This window comes from Acinetobacter sp. NIPH1876 (assembly GCF_022808535.1).
Taxonomy (GTDB): Bacteria; Pseudomonadota; Gammaproteobacteria; order Pseudomonadales; family Moraxellaceae; genus Acinetobacter; species Acinetobacter higginsii.
Map to the genome: position 1 here is coordinate 94,040 of NZ_JALGBR010000008.1, position 23,650 is coordinate 117,689.

Here is a 23,650-nt window from a genome sequence, read left to right on the forward strand (position 1 = left end):
AAGTGGAAAGGTATCTAGATTATGCAGTGTTATAAAAATGGACAATTAATTGATTCCATCCCTTTATTAGACCGAGCTTTTCATTATGGCGATGGCTGCTTTACCACAGCACGTATTTTTCACGGAATTTTTGAACTAAAAGAACTACACTTTGCACGTTTAAAATTGGCATGTCAGTCCTTACAGCTGGATGCAAATTTATCTTGTATAGAAAAGTCTCTTGTACAATTACAGCAGCAATATTCAAATCTCAATGGCACATTAAAAGTCGTGATTAGCCGTGGTGAAGGCGATCGTGGCTATAGTTTGCCATTACATGCGGCTGATGTGTATGTCTGGTATTACCCAAGAGTGACACAGGCTTTTCAGCCTGAGTGGATTGAAAGTGGCATGTTAAATCATGCTTTGGGTTTGAATATGCCGCATTTAGTGGGTTTAAAAACGCTGAATAGATTAGAACAGGTCTTACTCAAGCAAGAAGCTGATCAGCGTGGTTGGTTAGAAGCCCTTGTTAGTGATGTACAAGGTTATATTGTTGAAGGGGTAAGCAGTAATTGTTTTATTCGTATAAATGATCGATGGATTACGCCTGAACTTCGTTATAATGGCGTCCACGGTGTGATGAGAGCCAAAATCTTGTCGAGAATGCAGCAATATCAGATTGAATGTGAGCAGCGGTGTATCGATATGAATGAGATTGGCCATATCCAAAGTTTATTTTTTTGCAATGCGTTACATCCAATGAAAGCGGTTGTTCGATTTAATGATCAGGCCTTAGCGCAGCAACCCTATCTTGATTTATTTGAAACTTTAAAACTTAGCCAGATTGATTAATATGCCAAAGCCGCCAAATTCCAGCAAAAGTAAGAAAAAGCCCAAAGCGAAACCGAAATCTAGATTTTCTTTTTTTAAAGCCTTTTTGATCGCCATTGTTATTTTTGTATTGGCGATCTTTGGCATTGTATGGTCGAGTTTATTTAAAAATTACCCTGTAGACAGTAAAAAACAGCTTTTGGTGATTTCTTCTGGTGATACCTATTCACGCTTTATTGATCGTTTAGCCAAAGAAAATAAGGTGAATTTTCCAATAGTTTTAAAGCTGTATCAGAAGTTTATGATTCATGACACCATGAAAGCGGGCGTTTATGAAATTACAGAAGGCATGAGTATTCGTCAGGTGATGGATATGTTGTCTGATGCAGACAATGCACAGATGAACCGTATTTTAGTGATTGAAGGAACCACTTTTTCACAATTGATTCAGAGTTTAAGAAAAGACCCAAATGTCACCAATACTTTGCTTGATCTTCCGCACAGTGAATTATTAAAACAATTAAATATCTCATATACGCATCCAGAAGGCCTATTTGCGCCTGATACTTACTTCTTTGCCAAAGGCGAGACCGATAAAAAAATCTTAACCGATTTGTATCGCCGTCAAATGAAATCGCTGGATGAGGCTTGGGCCAAGAAAGCACCGAACTTACCGTATAAAGATAAGTATGAAGCGTTGATCATGGCTTCGATTATTGAGAAAGAAACTAGCCTTGATAGCGAGTTAGAACAAGTTTCAGGTGTATTTGTCCGTCGTTTGAAAATGGGTATGCGCTTACAAACAGATCCAACGGTGATTTATGGTATGGGCGATAACTATAAAGGCAATATCACCCGTAATGACCTGCGTACGCCAACGGCTTATAACACCTATACCATTAATGGTTTGCCACCAACGCCAATTGCTTTGCCAAGTAAGAAAGCAATTGAAGCAGCGATGCATCCTGATGATGCCAAAAATATTTACTTCGTTGCCACGGGCAATGGTGGGCATAAATTTACCGCGTCTTTAGAAGACCATAATCGTGCAGTGCAAGAATATTTAACTGTGCTACGTTCAAAGAAAAAGCAGGGCGAATAATGTTTATTAGTTTTGAAGGGACGGAAGGTGTAGGAAAAACTACGCTGATTCGTAAAATTCATCAGTACTTTGAACAGCAAGGTAAAGAAGTGGTGTTGACCCGTGAACCAGGTGGAACACCATTGGCGGAACAGATTCGCTCCTTATTATTGGCGGTGAATCATGAAGAGCAAATGAGTCATGATACCGAGCTGTTATTAATTTATGCAGCGCGTGCACAGCATTTACAGCAAGTGATTTTACCTGCATTAGAGGCGGGTAAGATTGTGTTGAGTGATCGTTTTACCGATGCCAGCTTTGCTTATCAGTGTTCTGGACGTGGTTTAAGTCAGGAAAAGTTGCAACTGTTAAATCAAACCTTTGTGGCGAAAATGCCGAATATCACCTTTTGGCTGGATGCCCCAATTGAATTGGGCATGACCCGTGCGCGAGAGCGTGGTGCATTGGATCGTTTTGAGCAGGAGAAATTAAGTTTCTTTGCTAAGGTGCGTGCAGGTTATGAGACCTTATGGCAAGCAGAACCTGAACGGATGAAGCGTTTGGATGCAACACAGAATGCAGATGTTGTGTTTGAAGAGGCGCTGCAATATTTGAAATGAAAGCAGCTATATACTCAATCTGCATCATCTAAAAAGTTTGTGTGATGCTTTGGCTTTATTTCTTATGCCTTACTTTTCAGGGATGAAAAGTAACAAAAATCCTTTGTTGAGCTGACGGTACATCCTTGATACCGCAGCTCAACGGGCGACATCCCTGTCGCTTACCGCGATAGTAAATATTAACTAAGAGTCTTCTTTGAAAGTATCACTCATTCACCAACGGCTGTTCCACTTTAAAATTAGGTGGTGTTAACACTGTTTTACGAATCTCATTTGAAAGTTCAGGATAATCTAGCGTGTAATGTAAACCACGTGATTCCTTACGTTCCATTGCACAACGTACAATCATTTCCGAAACTAGAACTAGATTACGCAATTCAATTAGATTCTTACTGACACGATAATCCTGATAATACTCAGTGATTTCACGTTTCAACATTTCAATACGGTGCAAGGCACGTTGTAAGCGTTTGGTGGTACGGACAATACCCACATAGTTCCACATGGTAGAACGAAGCTCATCCCAGTTTTGCAGGATTACCACATCTTCATCTGCATCTGTAACTTGCGTTTCATCCCATGTTGGAACATCAGGGAATTGAAACTCAGCATCAAATTTCTGTTCGATATCTTCTGCTGCACTCATGCCATAAACGAAACATTCAAGTAGTGAGTTACTCGCCATACGATTAGCGCCGTGTAGACCTGTATAAGAGGTCTCACCAATGGCATATAAACCGTCTAAATCAGTTTGGCTATGTTCATCTACCACCACGCCGCCGCAGGTGTAATGTGCTGCTGGAACAACAGGGATCATATCTTTAGTGATATCAATGCCGAGTTCAAGTAAGCGCGCATATAGTGTCGGGAAGTGTTCAGTAATAAATTCGGGTGATTTATGGGTGATGTCTAACCAGACATGACGAATACCTAAACGTTTGATTTCGTGGTCGATGGTACGTGCCACAATGTCACGTGGAGCAAGTTCAGCGCGTTCATCAAAACGCAGCATAAAACGTTCGCCATCTGGTAAGCGTAAATAAGCACCTTCACCACGCATCGCTTCGGTGATCAAGAACGAACGCGCTTTCGGATGATATAAACAGGTTGGATGGAATTGGTTAAATTCCATATTCGCCACGCGACAACCTGCACGATAAGCCATGGCAATACCATCACCTGTGGCAATATCAGGGTTTGAAGTATATAGATACGCTTTCATTGCACCGCCACAAGCCAGTGCAGTAAATGGCGCGAGGAAAGTATGCACCTGTTCATTAGCTTCATCTAAAGCATAAAGACCAATTGAACGATTGGCTTGGTTTTGATGCCCAAGCTTGTGTAGGGTAATCAGATCAATCGCAATATAATTTTCAAAAATCGTAATATTTTCTCGTTCTTTCGCACGTTCAACCAAGGTGGTTGAAATGGCTTTGCCGGTTGCATCGGCAGAGTGAATGATACGACGTTGTGAATGACCACCTTCGCGGGTAAGGTGCAATTGTTCGTCATCATCTAGCGTAAATTGCACGCCTTGTTTGAGCAGGAAATCAACGGAAGGTTTGCCACCTTCGACGGTATGTTTGACGGCATCTAATTCACAAAGATGACCACCTGCAATCATAGTGTCATTAATATGTTGTTGAATAGAATCTGTTTCATCTAATACTGCAGCAACACCGCCTTGCGCATAGAAGGTACTGGCTTCCGTCAGCGCCGCCTTAGCTAAAATTGCAATGTTGTAATGACTTGGTAAAGAGAGTGCAAGACTTAAACCTGCACCGCCACTGCCCACAATAATCACATCAAAATGGTGAATTGTTTTTAAATCAGGCATGTCAATCTGCTTCAGTTTTAAACGTTTGCTAATGACACCGCTTTTTTATCAAAAAGGCAAGGGCCAATCTGCCTAGAATTGAGTGAATTTTTAGCGAATGAGATTTATTTGCCGATTATTTTTTGCTTAATCTATATGGATGAGAAAATGATTACGTTTCAGTACATTGTTTTAATCTATCGTTAAGCTGTTCAGGATAAAACCATTTCTATCGGGTAAATTATGGTGTGTTTCTCCATAGTTTATTCACATTTCATCATTCTAGATCGTTGTATGCATTGAAAATATAAACATATTTTTACGAAAAGAATGATGGGTGTGTGCTAGAAATATAGACCTAAATTTCATTTTAATTATCAGTATGTAGGTTCTTGCTTCATGAAAAGTCGCTATTTACAACAAGGAATGTATGCTGCGGTATTTACGATAGCAGCATCTCAAGTCAATGCTGCATCGCCAGTAGATTTTTCAAATCTCGTTGAGCAGGTCAGTCCTGCGGTTGTGAGTGTCAATGTTGTTAAGAAAATGACTCAGGAAGAGTTATTACAGCAACAAGTCCCAGAAATTCTACGTCGTTTTTTTGGTAACCAAGTGATTATCCCTCAACAGCAGGGACCTCAAGAAAAAACGGCATATGGTAGTGCCTTCTTTATCGGGAAAGATGGCTACTTACTCACGAACCGTCATGTAATTGCAGATGCTTCACGTATCAGTATTACCTTAAATGATCGTCGTGAATTGGATGCGACACTTGTAGGAAGTGATGAGCGTACCGATATTGCATTGCTTAAAGTGAATGGCAATAATTTTCCAGAATTAAGAATTGGTAATGTAGACCAACTCCGAGTTGGCGAACCTGTACTCGCAATTGGTTCGCCATTTGGTTTTGATTATTCGGCTTCGGCAGGGATCGTCAGTGCAAAATCAAGAAATATGAGTGGAGAAACTTCGGTTCCATTTATTCAAACTGATGCGGCTTTAAACCCAGGTAACTCAGGTGGTCCATTGTTTAACCAGCGTGGTGAAGTAGTGGGAGTCAACTCACGTATCTTTAGTGGTACGGGTGGTTATATGGGCTTATCATTCTCGATCCCAATTGATGTGGCGATGGATGTCGTACAACAATTGAAAACAACTGGTAAAGTCACCCGTTCTTATCTTGGTATTATGATGCAGGATATTGATCGTAACTTGGCAGAAGCCTATAAGTTACCGAAGCCAGAAGGCTCGTTGATTACTCAGGTTGCGCCAAAGTCCCCAGCTGAAAAAGCAGGTCTAAAATCTGGTGATGTGATTTTAAAAGCCAATGGTGCGCCAATTTCGCGTACTAGCGATTTGCTTTATTCACTCAACCGTATCGCGCCGAACCAAACTGTTCAACTGGAAATTCTACGTGATGATAAAACACGTACAATTTCAGCAACATTGGGCACTGCACCAGATGACACTGCTGCTGATGCTGAGAAAAATAACCCAACCAGTGGTTTAGGCATGAGTATCCGTGATCTAACGGCAGCTGAGCAAGCGCGTTTAGATGTGCGTGGTGGTATCTTGATACAAGATGTGAAGCGTGGTGGTACTGCGTCGTTATCAAATCTGGTTGCGGGTGATGTGATAGTACAGGTGAATGGTACAGCGATTACCAATAGCCAACAGTTTGCAAAAACTGTTTCTGCCTTACCAAAAAATAGTGTTGCGCGTGTAACGATTATTCGCCAAGGTCAACGTGCAATCCTTGGATTACGTTTACCTTAATGATGGCATGAAGGTTATGTTGCTAAAACCACTCTAGATTAGGGTGGTTTTTATTTTGAAATACTTTCGTGTTTAGACTAGTGTAGCTAGCGGCACATTGTTTGATGAAGTATACAAAATTATGAGTACGATTTTTGATTTAAAAATACAAGTCCAGCCCAAGCATATCGATGTATTGGGTCATGTGAACAATGTGATGTACATCCAGTGGATGCAAGACGTTGCTTCAGCGCACATCGAAGCATTGGGTTTAGGTTTGGCACAATATTTAGAACTGAAACACGCTATGGTCGCGGTTGAACATCATGTTCAATACCGTAAGGCTGCACTGGAAGGCGAAGAAGTCATTTTGCGGACATGGCTAGATGATATTAATGCACTTTACTCGTTCCGTCAGTACGCCTTCTATCGACCTAAAGATCAGAGTATTTTATTTGTTGGCAATACCAAATGGGCGTGTATAGAAATTGATTCAGGGCGACCAAAGCGAATGTCACCAAGCTTTACCCAAGCGTATCAGCCAATTGCAACCAGTTTAAATCCAATGGACTTTAGTGTGACCTATTTTGAATAGAAAGCATTAAGTTTCGACCAGATGAGAGAGTATTTGATGCAACCATTGAAGACTTTAGCAACAGAACGTTTGATTTTAAATAGCCTACATTTAGATGATACTGCATTCGTTCTCGATATGTTTTCAAATGCTCAAGTACTCGAATTTTATGATTTAGATGCTTTCTCTGAGATTGAACAGGCGGAAGCGCTGATTCATCGAATGCATCATCGTTATTGTTCAGCATCGGGCTTTCGTTATGCGATACGTTTAAAGACCGGCGAAATGATAGGTGGTTGTGGTGTTAATCGTATTGTTGAGGAGGAGGGTGATCATCGTGCGATTATTGGTTATGACTTACATCCGAACTATTGGGGAAATGGTTATATGCTTGAGGCGATTACAGCGATGTTAAATTTGATTCGAACCGAGTTGTTGTTTGATCGAAAAATTCGCCATGTAGATGCACAAGTCATGCAGCAAAACCTTAAATCACAACGACTGTTACAGAAATTAGAATTTCATCAAATTCAACCTGTGGTCGAAATGGGGCGAACTTTCTTACAATTCCGATTGTCGTTATTTTGATATTGAGCTATTTGGGCCTAATGCTATACCGCATAAAACGTCTAGGCATAAATTTCTTTCGTCTTCATACCGAGCTTCTGTTATAATCGCGGGCAATTTTATTAAACCATTTGGCTCACTACTTTTTGAAAGTATAGGGCGTTCTATTTTGTTAAGGTAACCCATGGCGCAAGCTAAAAAATCCGTAGATATCAAAAATATACGCAATTTCTCGATCATTGCTCATATTTATGATTGAAGTGGAGTAGCTAAAAGTCGCTATCGGACACAATAAGTCAAGAAATCAAGTAAAGCCCACATGTTGGGCTTTTTTTCACGGTCACTATCGGACATAATCAGACACTAAGCGAACCTATAAGCAAAGCAAATTATGTACACAAATGAGTACATATTTGAGGGTTTTTCACTGTTCCTTCAGTTTAGTGTTGGTATTTATGGCTCTTACAGAATCTTGGTTAAAAGCGCAGCTCGGAAGGGATAGAGATAAGCTAGAAGAATTTTCAGATCGTGATGCCATGGGGGTGAGAATCACACCCAAGGGCAAAGTTATATTTCAATTACGATACCGCTATAACGGGAAACAACACCGACTTGATCTTGGCTCATATCCAAACATCACTTTAAAAGAGGCCCGTTTAGAGTCGGATCGTTTACGTGCTCTATTGGAAAAAGGCCATGACCCTAAACAAGTAAGATTAAAAGAGCTTTCAAGCATTCAGAATGCCTATACATTTGAAAAACTATTTTCTGAATGGTATGAAAAATTCTGTTTTCCTAACAAAGCTAGTCATCATGATATTAAGCGTTCATTCGAAATTTATGTTCTGCCGAAATTTGGAAGCCAAAATAGTGATGACATTACAGCTTATCAATGGATTTCATTATTAGAGGATGTCGTGCGTCATAGCCCATCAATTGCAGCACGTTTACTTTTGAATGCTAACCAGTGCTTAAAATGGGGCGGTAAGCGGGGTTTAGTTACTACGAACCACCTTGCCAACGTCTCAGCAAAACATGACCTTAGAATCGAGAAGAACGTAAAAGAGAGGGCATTAAGTGATTATGAAATTCATATCTCATTTGATGCGTTGAAAAATACAAGAATGGCCGAAAAGAATAAGCTATTTTTAACGATGCTATTGGTATATGGATGCCGAGTAGGAGAGTTAAAATTAGCCAAGAAATCAGATTTTGATTTTGAAAAGAATATTTGGTCAGTACCAGCAGCAAACCATAAAACTGGCAAAAAAACTAAAAAACCTTTAATCAGGCCAATTACCGAAAACATCAAGCCATATTTGATGCAAGTTATGAAGTTATCACCTGAATCAGTTTATCTATTCACTGCAGATGGATCAGATCAGCCACTTGGTGAATCATCACACCTGACAATGCCATATAACATTTTTCAATGGTTAAAGCGGCATAAAGGGATTGAGATTCAACACTGGTCAGTGCATGACTTGAGACGTACCATGAGAACAAACATGTCTACGATCGCACAGCCGCACGTATGTGAGATCATGCTAGGGCATGCATTGCCTAAAATTTGGGGAACATACGATAAGCATGATTATTTAGATGAGCAATATGAAGCTTATACGAAGTGGGTAGAACGGTTAGAAAATATTTGGATAGATGAAACGCTAGCGAACTAGCGTTTTTTCTTTTTGCGGAGTGGCAACGATTGAAACCATGTAAGGATTTTGCCTGAGTCATAATTGTTGCCTGAATTACGGCATGCTGAGAATGGCTTAGGCATAGGGTTCTCAAATTCTTCCTCATCTTGCCAGCGACATAATGTACGTGATGAGCGTTTAAGAATTTGCTCTAGATCTGCAGTCTTTAATACCGGTTCAGACTTCAAAGCTTCTTCAATTGTCATACCTTGAAAACTAGCCATTTATTTGCTCTCCACATTTTCTTTTCTATTCGCATCGCGTATAGCTTTCGCCCAAGATTCAATTTTTTCTATAGTTTGGTACCGCCATTCTGGAACAGCTTTTTCACCTTCGATATTATCAATCACTAGGTCATTGCAGATTTCAATAATTGCATCAGCTGCTTTTGCAGTTAATTCATTCATGCTGCAGCCCTCACGCTTGTATTGGATCTAATGCCTCTAACTTTGTATCCGAGTTTGGTGCGACTCATGCCGATCTGATCTGCAGCTAAACGCTGATTACCTTTGCTATAAATTAATGCTTTTTGAATGATGGTCATTTCAATATGCGATAGGATTCTTTTAACCGCCGTACCTTCGACCTCAATTGCACATTCAATATCATTCTCACAAAGAACAATCCCTGTATTTTTAGCTTTTAGCCAGGTATCCCAAAGAACTACAATTTGATCGAATCTAAAAATGCAGTTTGTGTCACGCTGGATAGAATGGATACTGCCTTTCTGATCCCATTCAATTTTCAGCACACCTAAGGCTTTAACATGGTCTGTAAAGTATGCTTGCTCAACTTTGATATTTAACATGACGCACCGCCTTTAATTACCTGGTGTTTTTTCGATTTCACTTTGGCCATAAGTAGGCAAGTTTCATTTGTTGCTGAATTGGCCAATTTGTAAAAGCTTTGGCTATAACGAACCATTTCAGCTTTGGTCATAAGCATAAGGTTATCTAAACGGCAGTCAGTTTTATCCATGTTTTTAAATGCTACCACTTGGCCGTCTGGAATAGGGCCGTGAGCTTTTTCCCATACAACACGGTGTTTATGAGCAAATTCACTTGGTTCAGCAATTTTAATAATTACATAACCATCTTTAGAGCAGATTCGCTCATAGCCAATTGGCTTTTTATTCCATGCAATCTGACCAGATTTAAAGTTTCCAGAATTGGGTTTAACCAGGCCTTTAGTACCAGTATTCCAAGGCTTGTCACCTTTTCCAAAACAACCGGTTCGGCCAGTGTTCCATTTATTACGTGTGCAAAGTGATTTGATTTGATCAACAGTAAAATTCTCGTTGAATTTAAGATTCACTTTTGCTGTAAGTTCATTGCGCCCAAGGCTGCAATTAGACTTAATAAAGTCTAATTGCTCAGGCGTATATTTAATCGCTTGACCTTTTGGCATGTTATCCCTCGTATTTCACGTCTAGTAGTGGGGCGGTTTGGTTTTCACTTAAACCCTTGTATTCAGCAACCAGTTTCACTGCTTCAAGTTGAGTTTCATGTGTTTTAATGATTTGCTCGCTAATGATTTCCATGTTTTGCGCACGAACAACTTCTGTAGCCAGATCTTCTTTACTTGCATTTGAAAGTCTGTCGAGTTGGTCAAATAGAGCTTTATTCAAATCACCTAATGTATTCATGAAGTTCTCCCAACTACTTTAATCAGAGCACGGTATTGTTCTTGTAATTCCACAGCACGTTTCTCAATCCACCGACTTTTTTGGCGTGTGAGCTCTTGCTCTGTACAATACCGGTTCATATTTATAAAGATGCCAAAGTTCTCGGCCAATTGTTCTTCTGCACGTTTAGTGGCAGTTTCTAGGCTCAACTCGGCAGGCATAAGAATAAATTTTTCTTGATCTTGATTTGACATTACTTTCTCCAAATCGATTCTTTAAACTTGGCGTTGGCCACCAGGTCCGTTACTTCTGATTCATTCACATTTTGAAAAATGTGCGTCATATTCCCACCGAATACATAAAGTATTCGGGTTTTGGTTGAGTAGTTGAATTTCATGGCAGATCCTCATCGATGGAGGTTGATGCAGATTGTTCCAACTCTGCTCTGCGAGAACGGATATAACGCATCATTTCCGGTTGGGCTATTGGGTCCAAGCTTGATACATCGATCTCAAGAGCGTCCAGTGTAGTTAAATCTGTTGCATTCTGGATCTGAACCATTAAAGAGGGTTGAGCTGCAGCTTTTTCGTTTTGCAGTTCTTCTAATCGCTTGTGCATATACTTGATTAATGGCTGGCGTTGATTTGCTGACCAAGAATTAGTTGATTTAATAACAGTATTGACCTCTTCAGGTGTCGTGGACTCATCAACACGTTTCTTCAAACTGATAAGTTTGTTTTGGTATTTTTCCTCTTCTTCTTCGATTGGCTTGAGCTCATTGTTTTTTTGCACAGTTTCAACATCTATATTTTGAGCTTTAGCAACTGCGGCGGCGGCTACTACTTCAATATCAACAGGCGGTTCTTGTGCTGTAAATGAGGTGTATTTTAATTCTAGTTCTTTGGCCAGAATCTCATGCTCAAAACTTTCCAATCCTGTGCTTGTATTTATACGGCCATGAATAACATTTAGTTTAGCGGGGGTGGTTGCTTCCATTATTTCCCCGATAAATGCCTCACATAAAACAGATAACTCAGGTTCAGATTTGTCCTGGATAAACAGCTCATGATCTTCGCTTTCAGCTGCAACCTTTTCTTGTGCTAACTGTTCCAGTTTTGCAAGTTTGGCACCAGTGATAGCTTCAAGTTGCGCTTCATTAAATCCATTTCTATCTAAACCATAACAAGTGGTTTCAACTTCTTCTGCAGTCAAGCACGTACCGATAGCATCAATAACGAGATCCTTGTTTGACTCAATCTGTGGATCTACATCAACTTTTTTGCTTTCCCGTTTCTTAGGTTGTTTCCTTCCTGCATCGGCGACACCATTAATTGTTATTGCCAGGTCTAAACCCAAAAATGCGTGATAGGCTTTCATCTGTAGCGTTGCGTTTTCTAAATCTCGCTGCACAACGCCGCAATACACAAGATTGTTTGCATCAGGAACATTTGATTTAAATGCCATTTCATTAATTGTTGCTTGAGAGAAATTAACAACAAAGATTTTTTGGCCATTAGTGAGTTCTTCAACAGTGCACGGTTTGGTAAATGAAATACCGGCTAATTCAATCTTTTCCAGGTCGATGCAAAATTCATAACCATCCAAACCAAAAACCGTAGCAGGGAATTGATTTAATTCATCAAACTCGCCACCAATCATGCGACATAATAGATTTTTTCCATTTTGGAGGGCTGTGAAAGCATCCTGTGCATTTAAAATAATTTCCATGTTATTGTCCTTTTACTAATGCTTTTTTGATATACGGATCGAGGTCATCTTGTCTGAGTAACCAGGACACATAATCAGCAGGCAGATCTTTGATAAGGGTGTTCTTATGTTTGCCGTAAGGCATGCGGGTAGGTACGCGAGCTTGCTCTGAGAAAAGATAAAGAGATTGCATATCTTTGATGCCAAGTGATTTGCAGATCTGTTTAAGTAATACTGCAGTCAGCAAAATATCTTTCTTTGCATTGTGAGCATTCCGGATAGATTCGCGTGACTTAAAAGATCCTTTGGCCAGCATGTAAATTAATGCTGAAAGATTGTGTGCAGCATCTGGCCAAACCATTCGAGATAAAGCCAACGTGCATATAGCTTTTGCATCAACCGATTTATCAGCCAGTTTTATTGCTTGAATGTCATAATCAACATTGTGGCCAATGATGTATTGAATGCCTGTAGGTAAGCGAAAAGTTTCATAACCTGGCTTGCCTTCAATATCTGATTCAAGAATGTGGTGGACCGCCATAGCGCCGTAGCTAATTGGCTTAGGGCATGAAAAGTACTCATCAAAACAAGCATCTTTATCAACAGATAGTTCACCGCTTTCAAGAAAACTTACAGGCACATGAGCAATCTCGATTGGATAACCATTCATGTCATGGGTTTCTGTATCTAAAATTATTGCGCTCATGCCTTTATTTCCTGTTTGGCTAGTTTTTCAATTTCTTGCTTTGCTTCATCCAAAGCATGCTCTTGGATCTTCATTAATGTATCGATACCAAAGTGCTTGCAAACCTGGCGAACATCTAAGCCGCGCTCATGAATAAATGCCTGCAGATGATCACGTTGCTTGTTGGTGATGCATGGGGAGCCTGTATTATTGGCAGTTGTTGCTGAATTGCTTTGATGTGCCTGGTTGGCTTGCTTTTGTGTATCACCAGTTTGATTTGAGGAATGCTGTTGCTGACCTAAAGCCTCTAAATGCTGCATGATTGCGTTATATTTCGCACAACCAGCATCAAAGATTACCTGGTTAAATTCAGGGTATTGTCGACGTAGGCCGTCAAAAATAAATGAGGCCTGCTCAAGTGAAGTGTTTAGAGGTAAATTCTCAATTTGCTTTAATGCACGATCACAATCGGCTTGTGTTGCTACACGATTGTTATTTTGGTTTTGGTAATTCTGTTTGTTCTTTGACTGGTGTTCATTTTCGATATTCTTATTGGTAAGAGCATCAAGATCATTCTGTGAGTCATCAATCAATAACAAATTACAAAGCGCATATTTTTTGGCGTAACTTTGATAAGCAGCATATTGCTGGGTTTTTGAGATTTTCTTATTGCTGGCTAGATCTTTAGCAAAGTCATAAGTTGCTACACCAGGTAGGTCGCAGCGCATATATTTTTGATCTTTGAATACGATATAAGCGTAAACCTCAAAACCATCCTCAAGATCAAACTTACGGGTAAATACCGTGCATTTGTATTTGAGTAAAATTGGTTTTAGAGCAGCTTGAACATCTTCAGCAGAACGATACTTATAACCACCAAAATCACTAGTGTGGCCTTTTGGCGCTTCCAGTTCGTTAATTACTTTCAAGAAAGTAGGGTGGTGATATACCTGTTCAAGACCAGGTAAATCAAGAATATTCTCAGGGATGGCATTCACCATCACGTCTGGATGAATCGCAGCATTCATAGTGAGTACCTCTGTTATCCGTTATAACGTGCATTTTTATATGCAATTTTTTGGTTTGCGCTGTATGGGGTGCGCTGAAAACAATCCTTTGCGAACATAGCTTTACGCTCTTCGTCTCGCTGCTTAGCTACTTCTTGTTTTAGATTGCGCAAAATCCATGGCTTAGATCTCAAATACTCAGGTTCAACTGGTGAGCCGCCGTGCTCGTTTTCGATACGAATATCCGTAAGCTTCCAGTTTGTAGAGAATATTTGAGGACCCAAACGGACGTGATAGCGGCCCATGTCATCGCGAGTAATGAACTCGCGGAATGGGGTAGTGAATTTAGTAATGCTCATGATCACCCCCGAATCATCTTATTTTTTCGATATGGGCGGTGATGATTGAAATCATGTTTCGGATATCATCAGAGTTTGTGAAATCGCCGTAGTTGCCACCATCAGGAGTGAATATCTGGTCAACAGCCAAGTTGGTGATATGTATTGTTGGTTTTTCACCACCTATTGCACCGTTCCATTCTTCTATTAGCTCAAAGTCAAAGCTAACGTAGACACGGAAACCATCAAGATTAACTACGGCTTGTCCTGTGGTATCAGAAGTGATTTGAACCGCTACTGGCCCATATACAGATTGCGTGTTCGCATAAGAGTAAACAGGTGCAGGATTCATTGGCTTAGTAACAAGTGCATAAGCACCAGTTAATACACCAGCACCAAGAGCTGCAGCTGCGCATTTTTTTAACACTCTCTTGCTTATTGCAAAGCTGCGATTGTGATTTAAAACATTTTGTTCCATAATGAAATCCTCGTGAGAGAAGTCCTGCGTCGCCAAACAGTCAGGACTTTTTTTATTTGGTGAAAAATTAGTAATTCCAGCAACCATTGCTTGTGAAGTCCAAAACCTCCCAGTTTGCGCGCGTGTTATTTGTCTTATTGATAACTTCAGCGTAGTCCTTGATTGCCTGATCTTTAGCAACCGCCGAACTTGTCTTACTGGTGTGGATTACGGTTTTATGACCAGTTTTTTTGTTGCGTAGTTTGAACATATTCATAACCATTTCCTCATTTGAGTAAGAAGCCCTGATTTCCTGCAAGTGGTCAGGGTTTTTGCTGTTCATGAGGTAAATATTAGGTATGCCTAACAAATAAGTCAATAGGTATTCCTAATTTTATTTTAGGTATCCCGAATTTTTATGTTTTAATAGACAAAAGAAAACCCACCATAGGGGTGGGTTGATTGGAGTTTATTGAGATGAGTTTATCAAATTCACAAAAAATCGAATTTCGTCAAGCAATGTGTGAAAAGTTAATTGATGCTGGTTTGACGAGTGGTTGTGAGATTAGGCAAAGCGTTGAAATTTTAGAGCAGTTCATTTTTCTTCAAGAGAAAGAACAAATAGAAGTTGCATGTATGGAATCTGAAAAAGAAGCCCTTGCTAAACATATCAAGAGCTTTTGGGATAATTAAATACTACCCAATACATCCTTTTCAATTTTTAAGGGTTTCTTAGGCGATTTTAAGCCATCAAGACATTGGTGGTAAATCTCAAGCCAATAATCAACATCCCCAATTTTTTGTTGGAATTGAAGAGATGATGATCCCATGGTGTTTACATCATCTCTTGCAAGAACAATAGATTTTGTCATCTCAAAAGCTATTTGTTTTTCAACATCACTGCTCATTATTTTCTCCACCCGATCATTCTATGGACTGTGTCGGGTTCACAGTTTTTTAATTTCCAGTTATTGAAGTAAATACCTTTTAAGCGCCATACTTTTCTAAAAACTCATCAATCCAGCCTTGCGCCTGATCTAAATTGCTTATATCCGCCAGTTTTAAATTGGTACTTTCTGCTTCGTTAAAACCCTCAATAATGGCTTCAAAAATATTAGCTTCATTAATGATCTCTTGCGCCATTTCCGCAGCATCATAGCTTTGCTTCGCCTTTTTAAGAGACGCCACTTGCTTATCAATACCATCACCTATTTTGGATAATGCTGCTTTAAATTCTTGTTTGTTAATAGATAAAGCAGTTTTTGATTTGTTGAGTGTTGCGATCATGGTTTTATTCCTGTGAATCTCTATAGGGTTTGCAGCTTTCCTAAGGTTTAATATTTATTAACTCGGTTTAATTTTTGATCTTCTTTTAGATTTATAAACATATCTAATTGAATCAACCACCTCTCCAACAAAGATACACTCTTCATCAAGTGGGATTATATTGGGCTTAAACTCAGGGTTAAGTGCCTGAAGGTACCTGGTATTGTCGGTTTCAATCACAAGTCTCTTAAAGGTAGCATCTTCATTTTTCCGTACCACAATCACATCACCAGACTGCATATCACAATATTGAACTGTTGGATCAACAAGAATGTAATCACCCTCGTGAAAAATAGGATAATTACTAAGACCTTGTACTTTTAAATAAAAGCAATCCTCGCAATCATCAGGAAGAGGCAACCATTCTTCAATTTGGGATAAATCAACAGCTTGAACGTTTGTAAACTCACCAGCCTGCACCCATGATAAAACAGGTGCCATCTTTGCATTAACCGGAGAGGTGTTACCTAAGTCATTTTTACTTCTAGCTTCATCATTCGCCACTACAGGCTTTCCTGTTCCACTAGCAAGCCATGAAGCACTAACACCTAGAAATTTAGATGCTTTAATTAAATTCTCCCCCTCCATAGTCTTAGACTTCCCGCTTAACCAATCACTGACAGAGGGTGGCTTTACTCCAACAGCGCGCGCAAGATCAGCCCCTTTAATTTTTTTTGGCGGCAAAACTTCCATGGCGTATCGAAGGCGATCAGAAAGAGAACTCATATAGTAGATACTCCAAAGTGTTAGGCAATCCTAACATGAATAAAATTAGGTTTACCTATTGATTAATTATAAGGTTTGCCTAATAATTAATGTAAATATTAGGAGAGACACATGAAAGACACCCAACTAATTAAAGCTTTAGGCGGATGCAGTGCGGTCGCTAGGCTTTTGGGGATTACTAGCGCCTCGGTAAGCGGATGGAAGAATATCCCCGACGATAGAAAAATTCGTTTAGCTGTAATTGCAGAAGATCGTGGCATTTGCTCACGGAGAGAAATATTTCCTGATAATTATCAAGATATTTGGATTGAATTAAGAGAAAACGCACAGGATCAACCATGCAAGACGTAAATATGCAAATTAAACCAGGCGAAAAACTACTTGAGCCTATGACTACCCGTGTGCCTATTGAAGTTAAGCAATTAATTGACGATCTAGCAGATGGAAATAGGGCGGGGTGGATAAGAGAGGCCATAGTTTTAAAACTTCAAATTGATTTAGGCCAATCATCTGTTGAAGCGCTTAAGAAAGCAAAGAATACAACGTATTCAAGCGAATACATGAATGTATTCAAAAGTATTTTTTCTGTATTCCAGACAAGCAAAAAGCCCGAAGTTGCGATTCGAGCTTTTGGCAATGTTCATTAATTTAATGGGACTAAAGAACATGACAAATATATCAAAACCCAATCAACCAAACAACACTGATTTTATAGAAGGCGACACAGTTGTTTTTATAGATCCAAGTAAGCCCGATCATTTAATGACTATTTATCAAGTTCAGAAAAATGGCGTGTTATTGGATGGGAATAACAGCTTTGCACTTAATCACTTGATTCGTCACGCCACTGTTTTTGAAGTATTAGCTAAAAAACGTCACACCACCACAATTGATGATCTTTTTGATGCATTAGGTTTTGGAGATGATGAATTTATTGAAAATCGAATCTCTCCTCAATACAAATCAATTTCCAATGATGTACAGATCCATTTGAGTAAAGCACTTGCAGCTCAAAAGGAGGTCTCATGAACACCGCTAAACTTCCTGAGCATAAACAAACGCAGCAGATCCAGTCTTGGTATGAGCCAGCATTAAGAACTCTAAATAGTTTGCTTGATGTGCGAAAAGCTAATTTGCGAAAAATCAATCGTGATGAGGCTAATGCTGCAGTAACGCGTGATGAGTTTATCGAGTCTTTGAGCCAGGCACACCGTATAAGTTATTACGATGCTGGCCAAATCATCTCAAGTCTACATCGAGCTGACAAAATCATCATGTTCGGCCGCTTTATCCAGGTTAAAGACCAGGGCGGTGAAGCATGATACATGAATCAGCGCTTTCTGAAATTCAACAAGGTGCTTTGTTTGTCGTTAATCATTCTGGCGGCAAGGATAGCCAAGCCATGATGATAAAGCTACTTGAGTGTGTACCTAAGGAGCAGATCCTTGTTGTACATGCCAGTTTAGGCTTTATGGAGTGGCCAGGTGCAATGGCACTGGCCTGTGATCAAGCTGCTGCAGCTGGCGTTCCATTCATTGTGGCCAAATCTAAAAAGTCATTTCTTGACATGGTCCTCAAACGTTTCCAGGAACGTCCTGAGGTGCCATCTTTTCCCGCACCAAAATACCGGCAGTGCACCAGTGACTTAAAGCGAGATCCAATAAAGCGGGAAGTGCGCCGTTACGCCAAGGCTAATGGGTTTGATCGCATTGTAAATTGCATTGGGTTACGTGCCGAGGAATCAGTCGGCCGTGCAAAGCAGGAAGTTTATAAGCCAGCTGCAGAAAATGGGAAAGCTGGCCGTGCTTGGTTTAATTATCTGCCGATCCATGATTTTAGTATGAGTGCGGTTTTTAGGACCATTCAAGAAGATGGCCAACAACCGCACTGGGCATACCAGGATAACGATCGACTGAGTTGCATTACCTGCATCATGGCCAGTGCTGCAGATCTCATCCATGGTGCAAGTCAAAATCCACAAGTCTATGCATTGATGTGCCTGGTAGAACAGGTCACAGGATATGCATTACACGCAAGTATGCGAACCCTGCCAGATCTAACTGGTATTCAGCCAGATTATTCACTTTTGATGGAATACCAGGATCTAGTTTCAAAATTTTTAAATACGCGCTCTTACAGAAAACGTATTCCAGTGCTGGAGGTTGCAGCATGAGTAAATACACCCCGAATACCTTTCATGTTGTAATTAAAGCTAATTTTACAGGAGCTACAACATGAAAAATGAATATGTAATTTGCCAATATTGTGAAGAAGAGTATGCGGTCGATTATTACAGCAAAATTCATCCAGCAGTTATTTTGTGCAACCCATGTGCAAACATGATTTTGGATGCTGTGCTTATGGCGCAATATGGCCGAGACGTTTTTGGGCGGAAAACTGAAAAAACACCGAAAAAATATATCAAAAAGAAAATTGGTATGAAGCTTCGCCTTGAGGTTTATGAGCGCGATGGATTCAAGTGCGTGACGTGTGGTGTTCAGAAAAATTTAACACTTGATCATATTAGGCCAGAGATTTTGGGCGGGGTATCAACAATAGAAAACCTCCAAACAATGTGTAAGTCATGTAATTCATCGAAAGGCACGGAATACGATGAACCTGACGAGGGGGGCGAATGAGTTTAGATGCAACAATTTGGGCGTGGCGAGCAGAAGTTCAAAACAGCAGTCAACGTCTTGTCCTTTTAACTTTGGCTGATAGAGCTGGCGAAAACCATAAGTGTTTTCCCAGCCTTAAGCGTATGGAGAAAGATACCAAGCTAAACCGTAAGACAATCATCAAGGTTTTGGATGAACTTGAGTCTGGAAAATTAATTAAATTTACAGGTGAAACGGCAGGTAATGGCGTAAAAATTTATCAGCTAATTGGTGTTTTAGGTCGAGAAGAGGAGACTTTAACCAATACCAAAAATGGAACTAGTACCAATAACGGAACTGGTTCCAATTTAGGCACTGGTTCCAAAAACGGTACTAGTACCAATATTGGGATGCCAACTAGTACCGAAAACGGTACTGCAACCAGTACCAATATTGGGACACAGAACCTCCCAATGAACTTACCAATAGAATCTATAAATAAAAAACATTGGCTTTGCTCAAAAAAATTGAGCTTGGAAATTGCTCAAGCAAATCCAGCAATCAATCCCAATGAGGTCATCTCTTCAACTTGGTTTAATCGAGAGTTCAGAGCTTTTGAGATTTTCAATGCTGAAAAAACCATGTGTGACGATCTGATGATTTACCACTTTGCAAACTGGTTGCTTGAAGCCAAAGCAAAAATGGACCGACTGAACCGTTCGGCTCAGCCAAACCACAAACCAGAATCTAAAGCCCCCCTCACTGAAAAACAAATCAAGTTTTTAGCAGGAAAATTATCTCGCTTGCCTGACTTCGGTAAATACGCCGTGGGTAACGAATCACATGAACAACTTGCGGTGCGTCTAGAGACCATGCTGAAAGATCCAAAGAATCTCGAAAAGTGGTCTGAATATTTAACGGAAGTTGGCTTTAAACAAAAAGGAGCTGCAGCATGATTAATTTAAACACGCCTGCAGGTATTCAAAACCTGAAAGCGATCATTCAAGAGTTTGATAATTGTTTGTATGTCGAGCGCGATTATTTCTTTGATAAACACTACACGCTGGTCCAATGCGAGTCAGACATTGAAAAAATACGTGATGCAGTGAAAGCGGCTGAATTGCGCAAAGGGGTCCAGATCAAAGTTGATTTCTACAACGAACCAGATAAGGGGATGCGCCGTATTCGATTCAAGGGGCATGGTGTTGTCGATCGTTGTGAAGATGGTCGGGTATTCGGCCGCCTGAATGACGGCAGACCATTTTGTTGTTTTATTTCTGATGTCGATTTCCTAGATCCAGATTCTGTGGCCAACAAACCAAAGGGCTATGCAGAAATGATGGTTTTGCGCAGTGCATATGTGCAGGGCAATAGATCACCTGAGGCGAAGAAAGCAAACAAGCAATACATGCTGATCCGTAGGAAAGGGCTATTAAGCCAGGTTAAGACGTTGGCGGCTTATAAGGAGCATGGGCTATGAATTTACGAATTTTAAAAAAGCTTTCAAAACGTGTTGCGCCGTTGGTGGTTGATTTAATCAAGGATCCTGATGCGTTGTTTAAGGCTGAGAAAGATTATAACTACACAAACACAGGTAGACACGATCGAAAACACTGGGAAAGAAATCATTCAAAACATGGTGATTTACTAAGCCATCGAGATATCAAATCAAAAGTGAGAAATGGCGAGGGCTTTGTCTTGCTTAGCCAGCGATACATCCATCCTTGGGAAAATACTGAAATGGTTGGTTGGACATCTGGGTATTACGAACCTGAATGGGAGGAAGAAACCACTTGGGATTATTTCAGTGTTCATGTGTTTAATGTTATTGGCTGCTATGAAGCTATTCCAGGTACAGAGGATGAGGATGGATACCCTAATTTTGATTGGATTTTAAGTAGAAAATTAAACAACCCCAGTGATTACTTAAAAGCATTTTCTGAGCTTCAGGCCAAAGAGGTGAAAGCCAATGAAATGTAATCGATCAGATTGTCTTGTGAATATTTCAAACGACCTGCCATGTTTTTGGGGATACGCTGGACCTGAGGAATGTGAATACGGTGTAAAAGTTAAAGAACGCCCAATTTCCCGCAGACGTAAACGCAAATTAAGCAAGCAAGGCAAAACAGTTTACTGGTCCAAGCAATTAGAACAATACGTTTACGTGATGGGAGATAAAGCATGATTCGAGTTGGTATCGATTGCGGCGTTAAGACTGGCTTCGCCGTTGCGGTAAATGGTGTTCTAACTCGTGTAGAAACATTAACGATTACGCAAGCTATGGATGAGGTCAAAGTATTACATGCCCAAGATCCTGATTTAGTTGTTCGAATTGAAGATGCACGATTACGCACCTGGTTCGGATCTGCAGATGCGCGACAAGCTAAGTCGGGGGCTGGTGTACGTGAAGGTGTTGGATCTGTTAAACGTGACTGCAGTATTTGGGAGCAATTCTGTATAGAGCAGGGAGTTAAATATGAATTGGTTCATCCCGCTGCAAATATGACAAAAACAAAGAGTGATTATTTTAAAAAAATTACTGGCTGGCTCGGTAGAACAAGCGAGCACGGCCGTGATGCAGGAATGCTTGTGCATGGGCGGTTTAAATGAGACAGAAAAATAACGATTGGGTTTACATAGCGGTTTTTATTGTATTGGCGGTTTTATGTCTAGCACTAAATACATATAACGCCGTACAGGTTTGTAAGACAGCAGATGTTTACTGGGTTAAAGGGACCCAGTACAGCTGCAGATGGTTGAAGTAATAGGAGCGCAAAGTATGTTGATTGAAAAGTTTGATTTTTTAGAATTATTGCGACTAGCTATTGCTCAAAGTGAGGGTAAGGGAAAGATCACTAAAAGTATTGTTTTGGGCGAAATGGCATTATTATCACCTGGTGCAAAGTTGTGGGCTGAACTACTTATTGAACGTGTTGATTTTGAGAGGATTGCAATAGTTACAGAAGCTAAAAAGATTTATGAAACAAATATCATAAACGGCGTTGAAGTAAAAAAACGTATTGATGAGATACCAGGCAAAGTAGAAATAAAGAAAGGAAACATTAACTCAGCAGGTTTTTTCCGTGTTAGGAATTTACTTGCAGGTAAGATTCACAAGGAAATGATTAAGAAGAATTTTAAACCGAACAATTGTCAAGGTGATTTAACCAATGTGGCCAAAGGTATCGCAGAGGTCGTTTTACGTGGTCATTTATTTGTTAAAAGTATGTGTGGTGGGTGTCAAGGACTGGGTAAGTTAGAAATATACGATTCAAAAGGATATCCATGCGGTGCGAAACCATGCAATAAATGTAATGCGACAGGAAAGAGGCCTTACACACTTTTTGAAAAAATAACGATAGCTAAGTTGGATGTTTCTAAATCGGGATATTCGGAACGTTATGAGCGATTTGAACTTATTGCTGAATCCCAAATCACAATTTGGGAGCACATAATACGAGATCAATTAAAGCGATCATTTCACTATGAAGAAAGTGATTATGACATTACTTTAGAGCAAACCAATTATATTGCAGTGACTTGACATAAACAGAACGGTTCAGTATAAGTGTTTCTATAATGGGCGTTTTATTAATTAGATGCCCTCTAAGGTTTCCAAAGCTCGCTTATGCGGGCTTTTTACGTTTCTGGTCCTACCTATTAGGGATCTTTAAGTTAATAGGCATCTTATCTGGTCAATGGGGTGAGAGAGGGGTGCGGAGTTTTGATAGATAAAACACTACCCTTGGATTGACCACCTAAAGAGGTGAGTATTTACTTGCGGATTGGCGACCCCTTAACACATCAGTCAGCCTTAAACTACGGTACCACTCAGCCCAGTTGTTCATTTTGGATAGCTGGGCTGTTTTATGTTTGGCTTTTTATTTCTGTCATATCATTATGCTATCTTGTGGAAAAACACAGGAATAACAATTATGGCAAAGTTACCAAGTCTTAAAGATCTTTCTAGGGAAGAGTTAGAGGAATTATATAAGTCTCTATATATAGATTATTTAGACCTAGAAGAAGAAAACGAGAAATTAACTTTTGTTGCGGTTGATGCTGTTAAGCAAATGAAAGATAGCAACACTCAGTTAGAAAATAATCAGCGAATTATTGACGAACTTCTTAAGTTAGTACATAAGCATATTGATCAGAGCTTTTCCCTAGACGATATTCCTAAGTTTTTAAACTAAACCCTCACTCGCATTAGCGCAATGCGAGTCAACTAGCCGAGCGTATTTCGGCACATGAAAG

The 23,650-nt window shown here is 40.0% G+C and carries 36 protein-coding genes; 20 read left to right on the forward strand and 16 right to left on the reverse strand.

All coding sequences use genetic code 11. From position 1 onward, the window contains the following. The first annotated feature begins 21 nt into the window (after nucleotides 1-21). From pabC to tmk, 3 genes are read left to right on the forward strand one after another with little or no spacing between them, the layout of a single operon-like run. Nucleotides 22-834: an aminodeoxychorismate lyase gene (gene pabC, locus MN869_RS09995; protein ID WP_033133636.1), complete on the forward strand. Its 813-nt coding sequence runs from the start codon at nucleotides 22-24 to the stop codon at nucleotides 832-834. 1 nt (nucleotide 835) lies between these two features. After that, a complete protein-coding gene (gene mltG / locus MN869_RS10000) occupies nucleotides 836-1,915 on the forward strand; it encodes an endolytic transglycosylase MltG (protein WP_005322091.1) in 1,080 nt (359 codons plus the stop codon). Then, a complete protein-coding gene (gene tmk, locus MN869_RS10005) occupies nucleotides 1,915-2,514 on the forward strand; it encodes a dTMP kinase (RefSeq protein ID WP_033133637.1) in 600 nt (199 codons plus the stop codon). Before mltG ends, tmk begins: the two co-directional genes overlap by 1 nt. 205 nt (nucleotides 2,515-2,719) lie before the next feature. On the opposite strand, the gene nadB is transcribed toward tmk, so the two are convergent. Beyond that, nucleotides 2,720-4,357 (reverse strand): L-aspartate oxidase, encoded by a 1,638-nt coding sequence (nadB, locus tag MN869_RS10010; RefSeq protein ID WP_171248658.1) that lies wholly within the window; start codon nucleotides 4,355-4,357, stop codon nucleotides 2,720-2,722. Between the two features lie 372 nt (nucleotides 4,358-4,729). Between nadB and MN869_RS10015 the strand changes: the two genes are divergently transcribed. The 4 genes from MN869_RS10015 (at nucleotide 4,730) to MN869_RS10030 (ending at nucleotide 8,905) form a co-directional block, all read left to right on the forward strand. Beyond that, complete coding sequence (locus tag MN869_RS10015; protein ID WP_004805748.1) at nucleotides 4,730-6,106, forward strand: Do family serine endopeptidase; 1,377 nt, start codon at nucleotides 4,730-4,732, stop codon at nucleotides 6,104-6,106. A 121-nt stretch (nucleotides 6,107-6,227) separates the two neighbouring features. After that, nucleotides 6,228-6,680 (forward strand): acyl-CoA thioesterase, encoded by a 453-nt coding sequence (locus tag MN869_RS10020; RefSeq protein WP_033133639.1) that lies wholly within the window; start codon nucleotides 6,228-6,230, stop codon nucleotides 6,678-6,680. Between the two features lie 36 nt (nucleotides 6,681-6,716). Next, nucleotides 6,717-7,247 carry a GNAT family N-acetyltransferase gene (locus tag MN869_RS10025; RefSeq protein ID WP_005322095.1) on the forward strand — a complete coding sequence of 177 codons (531 nt, stop codon included), beginning with the start codon at nucleotides 6,717-6,719 and terminating at the stop codon, nucleotides 7,245-7,247. Between the two features lie 434 nt (nucleotides 7,248-7,681). After that, the gene (locus MN869_RS10030) at nucleotides 7,682-8,905 is read left to right on the forward strand and encodes a site-specific integrase (RefSeq protein WP_243307377.1); all 1,224 of its coding nucleotides are present in this window, start codon (nucleotides 7,682-7,684) and stop codon (nucleotides 8,903-8,905) included. On the opposite strand, the gene MN869_RS10035 is transcribed toward MN869_RS10030, so the two are convergent. The 12 genes from MN869_RS10035 to MN869_RS10090 form a co-directional block, all read right to left on the reverse strand. Further along, entirely contained in the window at nucleotides 8,902-9,150 is a 249-nt protein-coding gene (locus MN869_RS10035) for a hypothetical protein (protein WP_004805755.1), read from the reverse strand. The two genes, MN869_RS10030 and MN869_RS10035, sit on opposite strands and share 4 nt — an antisense overlap. Continuing rightward, nucleotides 9,151-9,333: a hypothetical protein gene (locus tag MN869_RS10040; protein ID WP_243307379.1), complete on the reverse strand. Its 183-nt coding sequence runs from the start codon at nucleotides 9,331-9,333 to the stop codon at nucleotides 9,151-9,153. Beyond that, entirely contained in the window at nucleotides 9,330-9,734 is a 405-nt protein-coding gene (locus tag MN869_RS10045; protein ID WP_243307381.1) for a helix-turn-helix domain-containing protein, read from the reverse strand. Before MN869_RS10045 ends, MN869_RS10040 begins: the two co-directional genes overlap by 4 nt. Then, on the reverse strand, nucleotides 9,728-10,333 hold the full coding sequence (locus MN869_RS10050; protein ID WP_171551692.1) for an HNH endonuclease signature motif containing protein: 606 nt from the start codon (nucleotides 10,331-10,333) through the stop codon (nucleotides 9,728-9,730). Before MN869_RS10050 ends, MN869_RS10045 begins: the two co-directional genes overlap by 7 nt. Before the next feature lies 1 nt (nucleotide 10,334). Next, on the reverse strand, nucleotides 10,335-10,571 hold the full coding sequence (locus MN869_RS10055; RefSeq protein WP_171551691.1) for a hypothetical protein: 237 nt from the start codon (nucleotides 10,569-10,571) through the stop codon (nucleotides 10,335-10,337). Beyond that, entirely contained in the window at nucleotides 10,568-10,804 is a 237-nt protein-coding gene (locus tag MN869_RS10060; RefSeq protein ID WP_243307383.1) for a hypothetical protein, read from the reverse strand. The genes MN869_RS10055 and MN869_RS10060 overlap by 4 nt, the downstream gene beginning before the upstream one ends. A gap of 139 nt (nucleotides 10,805-10,943) precedes the next feature. After that, on the reverse strand, nucleotides 10,944-12,278 hold the full coding sequence (locus MN869_RS10065; RefSeq protein WP_243307385.1) for a hypothetical protein: 1,335 nt from the start codon (nucleotides 12,276-12,278) through the stop codon (nucleotides 10,944-10,946). A 1-nt stretch (nucleotide 12,279) separates the two neighbouring features. After that, entirely contained in the window at nucleotides 12,280-12,963 is a 684-nt protein-coding gene (locus tag MN869_RS10070) for a DUF3820 family protein (protein ID WP_243307388.1), read from the reverse strand. Next, complete coding sequence (locus MN869_RS10075) at nucleotides 12,960-13,970, reverse strand: ERF family protein (RefSeq protein ID WP_004804997.1); 1,011 nt, start codon at nucleotides 13,968-13,970, stop codon at nucleotides 12,960-12,962. The genes MN869_RS10070 and MN869_RS10075 overlap by 4 nt, the downstream gene beginning before the upstream one ends. Before the next feature lie 14 nt (nucleotides 13,971-13,984). Next, nucleotides 13,985-14,308 carry a hypothetical protein gene (locus MN869_RS10080; RefSeq protein WP_243307397.1) on the reverse strand — a complete coding sequence of 108 codons (324 nt, stop codon included), beginning with the start codon at nucleotides 14,306-14,308 and terminating at the stop codon, nucleotides 13,985-13,987. 13 nt (nucleotides 14,309-14,321) lie between these two features. Continuing rightward, on the reverse strand, nucleotides 14,322-14,765 hold the full coding sequence (locus MN869_RS10085) for a hypothetical protein (RefSeq protein WP_243307408.1): 444 nt from the start codon (nucleotides 14,763-14,765) through the stop codon (nucleotides 14,322-14,324). Between the two features lie 67 nt (nucleotides 14,766-14,832). Beyond that, nucleotides 14,833-15,123 carry a hypothetical protein gene (locus tag MN869_RS10090; protein WP_243307410.1) on the reverse strand — a complete coding sequence of 97 codons (291 nt, stop codon included), beginning with the start codon at nucleotides 15,121-15,123 and terminating at the stop codon, nucleotides 14,833-14,835. A 98-nt stretch (nucleotides 15,124-15,221) separates the two neighbouring features. On the opposite strand from MN869_RS10090, the gene MN869_RS10095 reads away from it, so the two are divergent. Next, a complete protein-coding gene (locus tag MN869_RS10095; RefSeq protein ID WP_004805002.1) occupies nucleotides 15,222-15,437 on the forward strand; it encodes a hypothetical protein in 216 nt (71 codons plus the stop codon). Here the strand turns inward: MN869_RS10095 and MN869_RS10100 are convergent. The 3 genes from MN869_RS10100 to MN869_RS10110 all read right to left on the reverse strand — a co-directional run bounded on the left by MN869_RS10100 (nucleotide 15,434) and on the right by MN869_RS10110 (nucleotide 16,796). Further along, nucleotides 15,434-15,652: a hypothetical protein gene (locus tag MN869_RS10100; RefSeq protein WP_004805005.1), complete on the reverse strand. Its 219-nt coding sequence runs from the start codon at nucleotides 15,650-15,652 to the stop codon at nucleotides 15,434-15,436. The genes MN869_RS10095 and MN869_RS10100 overlap by 4 nt on opposite strands. Nucleotides 15,653-15,731: 79 nt before the next feature. Then, complete coding sequence (locus tag MN869_RS10105) at nucleotides 15,732-16,031, reverse strand: hypothetical protein (protein ID WP_004805007.1); 300 nt, start codon at nucleotides 16,029-16,031, stop codon at nucleotides 15,732-15,734. A 57-nt stretch (nucleotides 16,032-16,088) separates the two neighbouring features. Next, nucleotides 16,089-16,796: an XRE family transcriptional regulator gene (locus MN869_RS10110; protein ID WP_004805008.1), complete on the reverse strand. Its 708-nt coding sequence runs from the start codon at nucleotides 16,794-16,796 to the stop codon at nucleotides 16,089-16,091. A 111-nt stretch (nucleotides 16,797-16,907) separates the two neighbouring features. On the opposite strand from MN869_RS10110, the gene MN869_RS10115 reads away from it, so the two are divergent. From MN869_RS10115 to MN869_RS10170, 12 genes are all read left to right on the forward strand, one after another. Further along, nucleotides 16,908-17,147 carry a Cro/CI family transcriptional regulator gene (locus tag MN869_RS10115; protein WP_004805010.1) on the forward strand — a complete coding sequence of 80 codons (240 nt, stop codon included), beginning with the start codon at nucleotides 16,908-16,910 and terminating at the stop codon, nucleotides 17,145-17,147. Beyond that, complete coding sequence (locus tag MN869_RS10120; RefSeq protein ID WP_243307414.1) at nucleotides 17,135-17,443, forward strand: hypothetical protein; 309 nt, start codon at nucleotides 17,135-17,137, stop codon at nucleotides 17,441-17,443. The genes MN869_RS10115 and MN869_RS10120 overlap by 13 nt, the downstream gene beginning before the upstream one ends. Before the next feature lie 19 nt (nucleotides 17,444-17,462). Continuing rightward, nucleotides 17,463-17,825, forward strand: a complete 363-nt coding sequence (locus tag MN869_RS10125; RefSeq protein WP_241333914.1) for a hypothetical protein — start codon at nucleotides 17,463-17,465, stop codon at nucleotides 17,823-17,825. Then, complete coding sequence (locus MN869_RS10130) at nucleotides 17,822-18,118, forward strand: hypothetical protein (RefSeq protein ID WP_243307415.1); 297 nt, start codon at nucleotides 17,822-17,824, stop codon at nucleotides 18,116-18,118. Before MN869_RS10125 ends, MN869_RS10130 begins: the two co-directional genes overlap by 4 nt. Further along, a complete protein-coding gene (locus MN869_RS10135) occupies nucleotides 18,115-18,969 on the forward strand; it encodes a phosphoadenosine phosphosulfate reductase family protein (RefSeq protein ID WP_243307416.1) in 855 nt (284 codons plus the stop codon). The genes MN869_RS10130 and MN869_RS10135 overlap by 4 nt, the downstream gene beginning before the upstream one ends. A 61-nt stretch (nucleotides 18,970-19,030) precedes the next feature. Then, nucleotides 19,031-19,435, forward strand: coding sequence for an HNH endonuclease (locus MN869_RS10140; protein ID WP_243307417.1), 405 nt, complete (start codon nucleotides 19,031-19,033; stop codon nucleotides 19,433-19,435). Then, nucleotides 19,432-20,349 carry a helix-turn-helix domain-containing protein gene (locus tag MN869_RS10145; RefSeq protein WP_159725119.1) on the forward strand — a complete coding sequence of 306 codons (918 nt, stop codon included), beginning with the start codon at nucleotides 19,432-19,434 and terminating at the stop codon, nucleotides 20,347-20,349. Before MN869_RS10140 ends, MN869_RS10145 begins: the two co-directional genes overlap by 4 nt. Next, nucleotides 20,346-20,873: a hypothetical protein gene (locus MN869_RS10150; protein WP_243307418.1), complete on the forward strand. Its 528-nt coding sequence runs from the start codon at nucleotides 20,346-20,348 to the stop codon at nucleotides 20,871-20,873. The genes MN869_RS10145 and MN869_RS10150 overlap by 4 nt, the downstream gene beginning before the upstream one ends. Beyond that, a complete protein-coding gene (locus MN869_RS10155; protein WP_243307419.1) occupies nucleotides 20,870-21,373 on the forward strand; it encodes a hypothetical protein in 504 nt (167 codons plus the stop codon). The genes MN869_RS10150 and MN869_RS10155 overlap by 4 nt, the downstream gene beginning before the upstream one ends. Nucleotides 21,374-21,574: 201 nt before the next feature. Beyond that, nucleotides 21,575-22,003, forward strand: coding sequence for a hypothetical protein (locus tag MN869_RS10160; protein ID WP_243307420.1), 429 nt, complete (start codon nucleotides 21,575-21,577; stop codon nucleotides 22,001-22,003). A 169-nt stretch (nucleotides 22,004-22,172) separates the two neighbouring features. Further along, nucleotides 22,173-22,937, forward strand: a complete 765-nt coding sequence (locus MN869_RS10165; protein ID WP_243307421.1) for a hypothetical protein — start codon at nucleotides 22,173-22,175, stop codon at nucleotides 22,935-22,937. Between the two features lie 391 nt (nucleotides 22,938-23,328). Further along, on the forward strand, nucleotides 23,329-23,589 hold the full coding sequence (locus MN869_RS10170) for a hypothetical protein (RefSeq protein ID WP_005144933.1): 261 nt from the start codon (nucleotides 23,329-23,331) through the stop codon (nucleotides 23,587-23,589). Nucleotides 23,590-23,650 lie beyond the last annotated feature (61 nt).